The sequence below is a fragment of the Bacillus sp. TCT6 genome, assembly GCF_056033845.1.
In genome coordinates, this window is sequence record NZ_JBVYHX010000001.1 from 4,807,817 (window position 1) to 4,819,972 (window position 12,156).

General features: G+C 37.1%; 11 protein-coding genes. 6 read left to right on the forward strand and 5 right to left on the reverse strand.

The genetic code is table 11. The annotated features are described in order from the left end of the window. Positions 1-4 precede the first annotated feature (4 nt). Both celB and AC0ONG_RS24805 read right to left on the reverse strand, forming a co-directional pair. Positions 5-1,306, reverse strand: a complete 1,302-nt coding sequence (gene celB / locus AC0ONG_RS24800) for a PTS cellobiose transporter subunit IIC (protein WP_000617790.1) — start codon at positions 1,304-1,306, stop codon at positions 5-7. 14 nt (positions 1,307-1,320) lie between these two features. Beyond that, positions 1,321-1,623: a PTS sugar transporter subunit IIB gene (locus AC0ONG_RS24805; RefSeq protein WP_001023546.1), complete on the reverse strand. Its 303-nt coding sequence runs from the start codon at positions 1,621-1,623 to the stop codon at positions 1,321-1,323. 222 nt (positions 1,624-1,845) lie between these two features. On the opposite strand from AC0ONG_RS24805, the gene AC0ONG_RS24810 reads away from it, so the two are divergent. The 3 genes from AC0ONG_RS24810 (at position 1,846) to AC0ONG_RS24820 (ending at position 4,805) form a co-directional block, all read left to right on the forward strand. Continuing rightward, a complete protein-coding gene (locus tag AC0ONG_RS24810) occupies positions 1,846-3,063 on the forward strand; it encodes a dicarboxylate/amino acid:cation symporter (RefSeq protein WP_000649376.1) in 1,218 nt (405 codons plus the stop codon). A gap of 164 nt (positions 3,064-3,227) precedes the next feature. Further along, a complete protein-coding gene (locus AC0ONG_RS24815; RefSeq protein WP_000194339.1) occupies positions 3,228-4,385 on the forward strand; it encodes an acyltransferase in 1,158 nt (385 codons plus the stop codon). Positions 4,386-4,424: 39 nt separating this feature from the next. Then, positions 4,425-4,805 (forward strand): VOC family protein, encoded by a 381-nt coding sequence (locus AC0ONG_RS24820; protein WP_000610157.1) that lies wholly within the window; start codon positions 4,425-4,427, stop codon positions 4,803-4,805. A gap of 40 nt (positions 4,806-4,845) precedes the next feature. Here AC0ONG_RS24820 and AC0ONG_RS24825 read toward each other — a convergent pair whose 3' ends face one another. Continuing rightward, the gene (locus AC0ONG_RS24825) at positions 4,846-6,846 is read right to left on the reverse strand and encodes a YhgE/Pip domain-containing protein (RefSeq protein ID WP_000676322.1); all 2,001 of its coding nucleotides are present in this window, start codon (positions 6,844-6,846) and stop codon (positions 4,846-4,848) included. Between the two features lie 135 nt (positions 6,847-6,981). On the opposite strand from AC0ONG_RS24825, the gene AC0ONG_RS24830 reads away from it, so the two are divergent. After that, positions 6,982-7,884, forward strand: a complete 903-nt coding sequence (locus AC0ONG_RS24830) for a LysR family transcriptional regulator (RefSeq protein ID WP_000421919.1) — start codon at positions 6,982-6,984, stop codon at positions 7,882-7,884. A gap of 29 nt (positions 7,885-7,913) precedes the next feature. On the opposite strand, the gene AC0ONG_RS24835 is transcribed toward AC0ONG_RS24830, so the two are convergent. Further along, positions 7,914-8,999 carry a hypothetical protein gene (locus AC0ONG_RS24835; protein WP_016099290.1) on the reverse strand — a complete coding sequence of 362 codons (1,086 nt, stop codon included), beginning with the start codon at positions 8,997-8,999 and terminating at the stop codon, positions 7,914-7,916. 91 nt (positions 9,000-9,090) lie between these two features. Next, positions 9,091-9,240: a hypothetical protein gene (locus AC0ONG_RS24840; RefSeq protein WP_000283180.1), complete on the reverse strand. Its 150-nt coding sequence runs from the start codon at positions 9,238-9,240 to the stop codon at positions 9,091-9,093. Positions 9,241-9,493: 253 nt separating this feature from the next. On the opposite strand from AC0ONG_RS24840, the gene cydA reads away from it, so the two are divergent. Beyond that, positions 9,494-10,849, forward strand: a complete 1,356-nt coding sequence (gene cydA, locus AC0ONG_RS24845) for a cytochrome ubiquinol oxidase subunit I (protein WP_000381974.1) — start codon at positions 9,494-9,496, stop codon at positions 10,847-10,849. Next, positions 10,842-11,867, forward strand: coding sequence for a cytochrome d ubiquinol oxidase subunit II (locus AC0ONG_RS24850; protein ID WP_000544189.1), 1,026 nt, complete (start codon positions 10,842-10,844; stop codon positions 11,865-11,867). The genes cydA and AC0ONG_RS24850 overlap by 8 nt, the downstream gene beginning before the upstream one ends. The last annotated feature ends 289 nt before the right edge of the window (positions 11,868-12,156 follow it).

The window sequence follows — 12,156 nt, forward strand, 5'->3', positions numbered from 1 at the left end:
TTCTTTACTCCCCCTTTTCTTCTGCTACTTTTTGTTTATCCCATATTTTTAAGAACGGTAAATAAATGAAGAATGCAAGCGCAAAGTTGACGAGTTGTAAAACAACACCTGAAATTTTCCCACCCGATCCTAAATATCCACTGAAAAGAATAGGTGTCGTCCAAGGTACAGCCGCCCCACTCGGACGTGCGACCCATCCCCATTCCATTGCAAAGTAAGAAACAATTGTTAACACAACTGGAACCAATATAAATGGAATTAATAAAATTGGGTTCATTACAATTGGCATACCAAAAGTTACCATCTCATTAATGTTAAATATACCAGGCGCGATTGACAATCTCCCTAAACTTTTTAATTGTTGACTTCGTGCAAATAGTAACATTCCGACAACTAGAGCCAGCGTTGCACCAGAACCGCCCATATAAATCCATAAGTCAAAAAACTGTGCCGTAATGGTATTTGGTACATCTTGCCCAGCTTGAAAAGCAACTCGATTTTGATCCATTAACGACAACCAAACAGGGCTCATTACACCACCAACAATAGTAGCACCATGAATTCCACACGACCAAAGAACATGAACGAGAATAACTGCTATTATTGCGCCCCAAAGACTAGCACCAAGTACACTAAGTGGTTCCTGTAAAATTTGTCCTACAATATTATGGATACTGCCAAAAGAAGTATTTTCTATAATTAAGCGTAAAATCCAAATAACTGTTACAACAATAAAACCTGGAACAAGTGCCGCAAATGAACGCGTGACAGCTGGTGGAACTGTCTCTGGCATCCTTATAATTATCTTTTTTTGTACAATAAACCGATAAAGTTCAGTAGATATAAGTGCAATAATCATTGCTACAAATAACCCTTGGCTTCCCATTAATGCAGCTGGGATAGCGCCTTCTACAAGTACACTCTCTTTTGTACTTGGTATAATATATGCAACTTGAAATGGAGTCGCAAGTAAAAACGTCACAAGCGACAATGCCCCGGATGCTAAAGCATCCACTTTATAATACTCTCCAAGCCTGTAAGCGATTCCAAAAACAGCTATTAAAGCCATTATATTAAAAGTTGCACTAACTGGATACCCTAAAGCTCTCTGCCAATTCTCACCAAACAAACCTGCCATAAACTCGTTATATCCCGGTATCGGCAGTGCACTAATAATGAGGAAAAACGATCCAATAATTAAGAAAGGCATCGTTAAAATAATTCCATCTCGAATTGCTTGTAAATGCCTCTGCTCTGCAACCTTCCCTGCCACCGGCATCACATACTTCTCTAAAAACCGTATCATCTATCCCACTCTCCTCATGGTTTCATTGACAAAGCTGCTTGCAAGATAGCTTCTCCATTACAAAGTCCGTAATGGACGGATTGAATAACATCAACAGGTACCCCTTTCTCCTTACATAATTCTTTCATTTTCGGTAATAAATAACGTACTTGCGGTCCAAGTAAAAGGACATCAGCTTTATCAATATGACTATTCACTTCAGAACCTGATACTGCCCAGATTTTCACTTCTATCCCTCTTGCCTCTGCTGCTTTCTCCATCTTTGTAACAATCAAACTGGAAGACATTCCCGCTGCACAGCAAAGCAAAATATTCATTCCGCTTCCCTCCCCCTTTTTCTAAACCTAAGTTATGGTGCATCCCTTGCCACCACTAGGTTACAAATATATATGTCTAGATTTCCTGCTGTATGCCGAGCTTAAAAACAAAAATTTCTTGGTTTTCACGCTATTCCATTTATCCGTATTCTCCTAGTAAAGAGGACTCTAACTCGCTATAATGATTCAGTATGATTTTTTAATTGATAGGAGGATATATTTATGAAGGCATATCGCTTTCCACTTATTTTATTATCTTCTATCCTAATTGGTGGTTTCATTGGTTATTTCATGGGTGCCGATGCAGTTGCTTTAAAGCCGCTTGGTGATATTTTCTTAAACTTAATGTTTACGATTGTTGTACCTCTAGTGTTCTTTAGCATCGCATCGTCTATTGCTAATATGGATGGATTAAAACGTTTCGGTAAAATTATGTCTAGTATGGCTGGGACTTTCTTATTTACAAGTATTTTAGCTGCTATTTTTATGATTATCGTCGTGAAAGTATTCCCGCCAGCACAAGGTGTTGTACTAGAACTAACACAACCTGACAAAGCCGGCAAAGCTGTTAGTGTTGCAGATCAAATCGTCGGTATTTTAACAGTATCTGACTTCTCGAAGTTACTATCTCGTGAAAATATGTTAGCTCTTATTTTCTTCTCTATCTTAATGGGGATTGCAACTTCAGCAGTTGGCGAAAAAGGAAAGCCATTCGCTACATTCCTACAAGCTGGTGCAGAAATTTCAATGAAAGTTGTATCTTTCATTATGTACTACGCTCCAATCGGACTTGCTGCTTACTTCGCAGCATTAGTTGGTGAATTCGGACCACAACTTCTTGGAACTTACTTCCGAGCAGCAATGGTATACTATCCAGCTTCTCTTATCTACTTCTTTGTATTCTTCACGTTCTATGCATACCTTGCAGGTCGCAAACAAGGTGTACAAGTATTTTGGAAGAACATGGTCTCTCCTACAGTTACATCACTTGCAACTTGTAGTAGTGCCGCAAGTATTCCAGCGAACTTAGAAGCAACGAAGAAAATGGGTATTTCTTCAGACGTTCGTGAAACAGTTGTCCTTCTTGGATCTACACTTCATAAAGATGGATCTGTTTTAGGCGGCGTATTAAAAATTGCTTTCTTATTCGGTATTTTCAACATGGAATTCGAAGGACCGAAAACATTAGCAATCGCACTTGTTGTTTCTTTATTAGTAGGAACAGTAATGGGTGCTATTCCAGGCGGTGGTATGATTGGTGAAATGTTAATCGTATCTCTATACGGTTTCCCGCCAGAAGCATTGCCAATTATTGCAGCAATTAGTACAATCATTGATCCACCTGCAACGATGTTAAACGTAACAGCAGATAACGCTTGTGCGGTAATGACAGCTCGCCTTGTAGAAGGTAAGAATTGGATCAAAAACAAATTTGCTTAATAGATAGAAAGAGGATGCTCATTTAGAGCATCCTCTTTTTGTCGTTATTTGTTAATAAGTTGATATCTCCTCTCGCCACAAATTTGTTACAATCTTCACAAATATTCCACATCCATTATCCATTCTCCGTACTATAATCATGTATGGAAAAGGAGATGGAAATAATGACTCAAAGCGCACCAGAATTTAAAGTTTTGCAAAGCATTGCATTTCTCGCTGTTGTTTTGCAAAGTTCCTTATTATATACAATGAATCAAGGAAATGTCTTACTTGAGCAATCTCTCATTATGGGCATGCTATTCAACCTTGCAAAATTCTCAGCACCAGCATTCATATTTATCGTTGGATTTCACTTAATTCGGCACTATACGAAGCAATTAGTATATAAAGAATATATTTCTGAAAAAGCGACACACTTACTCATTCCTTATTTCTTTTGGTCTATTCTTTACCTATTAACAACAAACGATCTTATTACATTACAAAGTGGAATAAAAAGTTTATTACTCGGAACAGCCGCGCCCCATCTTTGGTACGTTATTATGATGTTCCAAATTCACTTATTGTTCCCTTTACTATGCACACTTTTTTATTGGTTTCAAAAACGAACAGAAAATAAAAAAGACATATATAAATATATGACCTTTTTCGCGTGCCTATATTTTCTATTAATGTGGTTCTCTTCTCACTATATTTTTAATGGAGAAAAATTAACAAGTTCAACAATTTTACATTATACAGATCGATCATTTCTATTCTACTCATTCTATTTCGTTATGGGTGGCATTGCCGCTGTAGCACTAAAAACTTGGCGTCTATTCGTCATGAAACATATCCCGCTTATAACAATATTATTTTTCATCTTATTTTTATTCATCAATTATGAGTTGTTTAGTTTTCACGGAGCAAACTCTATTCATTTAACTGTTTCTACCTATTTAAAACCATCTATGTTTTTATATATCGTATGCGAAATTATCATACTGTATGTGTTATCTATTATGATAGTACAGCGTCGTGGTTTCTTATATAAAACGTTACGTTTCATTGGAAATTACACGTATGGTGCTTATTTAGCTCACTTATTCTTCTTGCAACTATGCACAAAGTTTCTTTCTTTATTCACACTGCAAGAAAATACTATATTATATAGCCTATTACTATTTGTGTTAACGGCTATTATCTCTATTTCAACAATGGTCATTTGTAGCACAATACCATTTCATACTTGGATTACAGGGCCTTCTCCTACAACAAAGATGAAATGGACGAAGGTTGTATTCCGAAAAAATCATAAAAAACTATTCAAGCCATATATTTGATATAATGATACGCATATAAAAAGAAAGCGAGAGACACCTATGATTAATCAAGTTGGACAAATTATGCTATATGTAAATAACCAAGACGAAACAGTACAATTTTGGACAGAAAAAGTAGGGTTCCAAATCATTGCGGAAGAAAATAACGGAAACGGATTCCGCTGGATTGAAATTGCGCCGGCGAAAGAAGCAGGAACAAGCATCGTCCTTCACGATAAAGCGTTAATCGCGAAGATGCAACCTGAATTAAACTTAGGTACTCCTTCACTTATGTTCTTCTCAAATGACTTAGACCGTCTATATAAAGATCTTTCAGAGAAAAATGTCACAGTTGGACAGGTTGTAGATTTACCTACTGGTAGAGCATTCAACTTTGCTGATAATGAAAATAATTACTTTGCAGTAATGGAACGTAAATAAAAAATAAGCTATCCGAAAAAATCGGATAGCTTATTTCATTTTAAGAAACTTGTTCTGCATTCGTTTCTTTATGCTGTATATGGCTCGTGATCCAAGCAATTCCACCGGCAACAACGAGATAACATAACAATATTAAAATTTGCATTTGTAATTGCGACCAATCTCCTAAAGAGATAACATCTTGTAATCCTCTAAGAGAATGGGACATTGGGAGAAACTGTCCAATTTTGCTAAGCACAGCTATGTTTAATTCTCCTGGGAAAGTACCTCCACTCGTCGCTAATTGCAGGACAAGAAGCGTTACCGCTAAGAACTTTCCAACAAGACCAAATACTGTTACTAACATAAGAATAAATGTCATGAACGTAAAGGAAATAACAATACTTGATAAAACAAAAAGTGGCACACTGGCAACTTCTAGTTTCATAACACCTAGCACAACTACATCTACGAGTAGCGCTTGAATAAGTCCAATTAAATATACCAATCCTAATTTATTAATAAAATGTACCGTTCCGCTTACCTTCATATTTTGTCTGCGGCCAAGAGGTAAAATATTCGATGCCATAATTCCGCCAACATAAAATGCAAGTGATAAGAAATATGGTGCAATGCCTGAACCGTAGTTAGGAACGTCAGAAACTGTTGACTTCACTAACTGAACTGGCTCTGAGAACATCGTATTGCGTGCATCATCATTACGGACATCCGCTATCTTCTCTGCGCCCTCTCCCAATTTCGTAGAAAGTTCTTTCGCACCATCATCAAGTTTAACAAGTCCATTTGTTAATTTACTAGCACCGTTATTCAGCTCCGTTCCACCACTCGCAAGCTGATTTACACCTTCTTGTACTGTTGTAAATCCATTTCCCCACTTCGTAAATCCATCAGCTAAATTCGATGCACCATCTGCTACCTTTTTCGTTCCAGCAGTAGCTTCATTTAACTTAACTCCGAATGTATTCATGCCTTCTTCAATCTTATGTTGACCCTCAGTAAGCTTCTTCGCACCTTGTGTCAATTGTTGTTGGCTATTATTTAAAGTACTTGTTGCTTTAGCTAGTCCATTAGACGTAGCAACAATTTTTTGAAAAGCGGGATCTTGCTGCACTTCTGGATGATTTTTCACGTACTCTTCTAATTGTTGTTTTACACTATTAGCTGCACCATCCGCTTTTACTTGGCCTTCAGCAAGCTTCTCACTTCCACTCACCCATTCATTTGTACCAGCACTTAATTCACTAACTCCTGATTGTAACGTTTTTTCACCTTGTGCTAATAACTCCATACCACTATGAAGTGATGTCACTCCTTGACTCAGCTCATTTGCCCCCCCGGTTAAAGCAGATTGACTGGATGCAAGCTTTTCACTTCCCTCTTTCAATTTCGATGTCCCATCACTTAAACGATCAATACCATCCGCAAGCTGATTCGCTCCATTTTTTGCATCGGTCGTTCCTTCATGTAACTTCTCAGCCCCATTACTTGCATCACTCAATCCTTGTGCCAAATCTTGAAACTTTGAAAAGACACCCTCTGTATAAGATTTCGTAATACTATTTGAGATTTTTGTTTTCATATTTTCAACAGCTGTCGTTCCAATTTGAGCTGCTACAAAGTTTTTACCTGGATTTACTTTGTACTGTAACTTTGCTGGCTCTGGTTTCTCATCCATAAGTGTACTTACCTTTTTAGAGAAATTCTCTGGAATCGTAACAACCATATAATATTTATCTTCTTTTAACCCTTCATCAGCATTTTTTTCTGATACGAAATGAAAAGCCAGTTCCTTATTCTCTTTTAAATTTTTAACAAAATCGTCTCCTGCATGAATTGTTTTTTCATCCATCACAGCACCCTTATCTAAATTCACAACTGCAACAGGTAATTTATCTAATTTTCCGTACGGATCCCAATATCCAGCTAAGAAGAATCCTGAATAAATTAACGGAACGATTAATAAAAAAATTAAAGCGATACGTCCATGTTTATGGTGCCACATCGCTTTCCAATCTTTAAATATAAGTTGAATTCCTTTCATGAAACATACTCCTTCTCCTAATTTCACACCATTACAATGGTTTAACAGATTTACTATACACGTCACTTTTCATACTGTATAATACATCTTTAATTATCAATTCATTCCTTTTGGTCTATAGAAAGGAGATTCGAAATGGAACTGCTCCAGTTAAAATACTTTCAGACAGTTGCACGACTAGAACATATGACAAAGGCAGCTGAAGAATTGCATATCGCGCAACCTTCACTCAGCAAAACAATCGCTAGACTCGAAAAGGATTTAGGCGTCCCTTTATTTGATCGCCAAGGCCGACAGATTACTTTAAATTCTTTCGGAAAAGTATTTTTAAAACGGGTAGAACGTATTTTTCATGAATTAAGTGAAGGGGAACGAGAAATTAAAGATTTAGCCGAATTACAACAAGGCTCTATTACAATGGCCGTTTCTATTCCAAGAATATTACCAGAACTACTAGGTTCTTTTTTACGAGAACATCCTAATGTTCGATTCCAGCAATTTCTTGCGTCTACTCCTTCTATGAAACGACAACTGGAAAATATGGAAATTGACTTTTGTCTTTCCTCTGTACCAGTTGAAGGAGAAGAAATTGTTTGGGAACCACTTATTACAGAAGAAATTTTCTTAGTCGTTCCTTCAGGCCATCGGTTATCAAACCGCGAAAGTATCCACCTGCATGAAGTAAAAGACGAACCGTTTATTAGTATGAATACTGGCTATGGATTTCGGCACTTAACGGATGAATTTTGTAAAGAAGCTGGTTTCACTCCGCATATTGCTTTTGAAGTAGATGAACCGACAGTGATTAGCGACCTCATTAAGCAAGGTCTCGGCATCGCTTTTGTTCCAAATTTAACTTTATTAAAAAACTCTACTTTAGCAGCAAACAAGTTGCGTATTATTGAACCCGCTTGTAAGCGAACCATCGGATTAAGTTGGTCAAAAAAACGATACTTATCAAAAACAGCTCAGCAATTCCGTGAATTCGTGATTGACTACTTCTCTAATATTAGGACGCAAAATTATATCAACCAATAAAAGGTGCCACCCTCATATGGTGGCACCTTTTATTGGTCACTCTTTTTTAATTCCATTTCAGCTAAAAGTGGTAGTACATTATCAAAAATATGCGTATTATTATTTTGACCTGTTACATATCCACCATAATATCTACTAAATACGTTGTCATTTCGGAATGTGGACATATGATCATACAATTCCTTCGCAAACTTTGTATCACCTGTTTGTAGTACGTACAAAATCGTTAGTCCATACGCGGCTGGCGATTCATAATTCACAGTTTGTTTTCCCGTTTCTAAATTGTAACGACCGTATAGCTTTCCATCCTCCTGGAATCTCTTCTTTATAAATTCCAAATAAGCAGCTGATGAAAGACCACCTAAACTTCGATGATATGCAACGTATGATTGGTCAATAAGATTCACTTCTTTATCGTACGTAAATGTACCATCTTCTTTATATTCTTTTGGGAATGCCCAGCCGTGCCTTGGATAATCTGCTAAAAATTGAACGATTTCCTGATATTGCTGAGCAGAAACTTTACCGTACTTCTTCATATAAGAGAATGCACGCGGATTTATGTATGATGTTGTTACAAAATTATTTTGTTTCCCTGCATCTGCATCATAATAATCAACATAATAATTATCTTTTTTATTATAACGAAGTACAGCATCACTTAATTGATCGGCAAGGTTTTTATAACGCTCTTCCTTATACATTTCATAAGCACGATATAATTGTTCTATAATACGAAGATCATCTATAAGTGCATTTGTAGCTGACTGCCTCTCTCCCTTTTCAGAGAGTTTCCATAAAACGATATGATTCTTATATACGAAATTATCTTGAATAACCTTTACTTGCTCATCAAATAACGCCTGGTCATCTTTATCAAGTGTATATTGTAACCATAATCCCGCCGATTCTGATAAAGCTTCACGTCCCTTCGCTTCACCCGTACCTGCCTTAGTATCTACTAAACGATACGTGGCAAGCGTTCCATTTTCATTCACCATATGTCTTAAAATAAAATTTTCTGTACGGTTTCCTTGTAAAGCTGACCAAAATACAATTCCACCTAGAGCGATTAAGAAGATAACTCCAATCCCTATATATAAACGTTTCCGCAATCTTTTCACCTCCCTAGTAAGGCTAACCTTAATTTTATCAGAACATACATAAATTTAAAAAAGACAATCTATTAGATTGTCTCCCCCATTTCTATCCCCCACAAACCTCTTTAGAAGGTTTATATAGCGATTGTACAAGTCGATCATATTCACGACGTGTAATTTCTTTATTATATAGCTTCAATAATAAATCTCTATGCTCTTTTGAAAATGCCATCTTTTTAATGACTTCAGGATACATAAAACACCCTCTCCATTTCACATAAACTTCTTTTTCGAAAAACAGAACTTATGTTCGCATAAAAGATTATAAAAGATTCCTGCGCAAAAAACAAACAAAATATAAGCAACTACTTATTTCTTTCTATTCAAAATATTACAACATTATATTATCATATTCACTTTTTAAATACATATATATTTTTGGTAGTTTTTTTGAATAAATCTTCCAATTCAATCAGAAAATAATGGCAAAAAAGAAGAGGAGTTTACATATGGATACGGTAACATTAGCAAGAGCATTTTTTGGTTCTTCATTAGCATTCCACATTATCTTTGCAACACTTGGCGTTGGACTTTCATTGATGATTTTTATAAGCGAAATACTCTATCACTGGAAGAAAGACTCCGACTATGCCATTATGGCGAAAAGATGGACAAAGGCGTTTGCTATTCTTCTCGGTGTAGCAATTCCAACTGGAACAATTGTCGGTGTGCAAATCTCACTTCTTTGGCCTGGTTTTGCCAAAATTGTTGGGCAAGTTATTTCTGTTCCCTTCCAAATTGAGATTTTTGCCTTCTTTTTGGAGGCTTTATTCATGTCGATTTACGTATATGCAGCCGATAAACTTCCTCCATTTATGAGATTAATCTCGCTATTTTTCGTCATGCTTGGTGCCACGGCATCCGCCGTTCTTATTACATCAGCAAATACATGGATGAATACACCAGCAGGATTTTCAATGAATCCAGATGGATCTGTTTTTAACGTTGATCCTTGGAAAGCTTTCTTTAATCCGAGTTTTGGCACAAGTGCATTCCATGTCGTTATTACGGCTTATGCAACTGGTGCGGCTGTCATTGCTTCTATCGCTGGATTTAAATTATTGAAGAAAAATTTAAGTACACGTGAAATTGCTTATCATAAAAAGGGGCTACTATTAGGGCTTGTCGTGACATTTATTACAGGCGCTACGATGTGGCTTTCAGGGCACGAATCGGCAATCGCCCTACATAAACACTCACCTGAAAAACTTGCATCTGCTGAAGCTTTATTTGAAACGACATCACACGCACCGCTATCCATTGGCGGGATTGTGGATCCTAATACGCTTGAACTAAACTATGCACTTGAAATTCCAAACATGCTTAGCTTATTAGTGGGACTAGACCCTAGCACTGTCGTAAAAGGTCTAAATGAATTCCCACAAGAAACATGGCCACCATTTTATACACATACACTGTTCAACTTAATGGTCGGCACTGCTGCGTTTACCTTTGCAGTTGCAGCAATTGCTCTCTTATATTGGTACTTCGTTTACCGAAAAAAGGGGACAGAACTACCGAAGTGGCTACTTTGGGGGGCTGCCGCATGCGGACCAATTATGATGCTCGGTATTGAATTCGGATGGATTTTCAGTTGTAGCGGTCGTCAGCCATGGACAATTTATGGTATGCAACGTACAGTCGATGCTTCTACTCGCGCTGATTTCGTCGGTCCTTTATTTGTTTTATTCATCATTTTATATATTGGACTCGCTATTTTAACAGTCTTTGTTCTACGGACATTCTTTAGAAGACATCCATTAAAGAATGATTTACAACACCAAGGAGGCGATTCTCGTGCATGAGGAAAGTATTGCAATCATCATCTTATGGGCCCTTATTTTCGTATACAGTATATTAGGGTCCATCGATTTTGGAGCTGGTTTTTGGGGCATGGTATACGCAAAACATCCAACGCTCGCTGCCAAACTTGCCAATCGGTACTTATCACCAACTTGGGAAGTAACAAATACGTTTCTCGTTTTCGTCGTTGTCGCATTTCTCGGCTTCTTTCCGAAAGCAGCCTTTACTCTTGCAACCGTTATGTTCGTACCAGTTATGTTAATTTTAGTACTCGTTGCAGTACGTAGTACATTTATGGTATTTGCTTACTCCTTGCCAAAATATCAGTACCTTCTTCGGGTTATTTCAGGTATTACTGGTCTCTTAATTCCAGCACTATTAATTACCGTTTTACCCGTTACAGAGGGAGCGTATATTACAATGTCTGAAGGAAGAGAAGTACTCCTGTATGGAAAACTTCTTTCTAGCCCGGTTATCTATTGTTATATGCTCTTCGGACTAACGTCTGAACTATTTCTCTCCTCTCTCTTTCTTGCTGATTTTGCGAGAGAGCAAGGTTCAGAAGATGCATACAAACTTTATAGAAGGAATGCCATCATACTTGGCCCTGCAACACTTGTTACGGCGATTATCGCTCTCGTTGTAATGGATCCAGAAACACATTGGCTTATGCAAGGATTAATAAAGCAATTCCCATGGTTTACAGTTTCTATTGTTCTATTCGTTATCGGATACTCGTCCCTTTGGTGGACAAACAAGAAGTATAACACACTAGGATTCCCTCGCATTGCTGTTTTAGCTGTCGTCGCTCAATATGCATTTGCAAGCTATGCTTACGGGGTCGCGCATTTACCGTATATTATTTACCCTGACGTAACTGTATTTACAAGCTTTACAACGAAAGAAACGTTCTATGCACTGCTCATTCTATACGCAATTGGGATTGCAATTTTATTACCAGGATTTATTTTCTTCTGGAATTTATTCTTGAAGGATCGTACTTTTTTGAAGGAAAAATAATATAGCCTTGGAGTCTGTTCCAAAAGGTATTTGGGGATAGACTCCTCTTATTATATTTTGTCGTTAAGTCGATATATTTTAAAAATTTCCGATATAAATCTCATTTCCTACCTTACTGCCCAATCGATTTATAGGCTCCTATCACAATAGTTATTTCACTACTAGTGACACTTGTCCTTTAGCATGAAAAACACATATTCGCTTCATCTCGTTATACGTCTAGTTCTTCTTATTTTTTGCTGAATATACTACCAATATAAACTTGAGACAAGCTACATCTGTTTAAGGG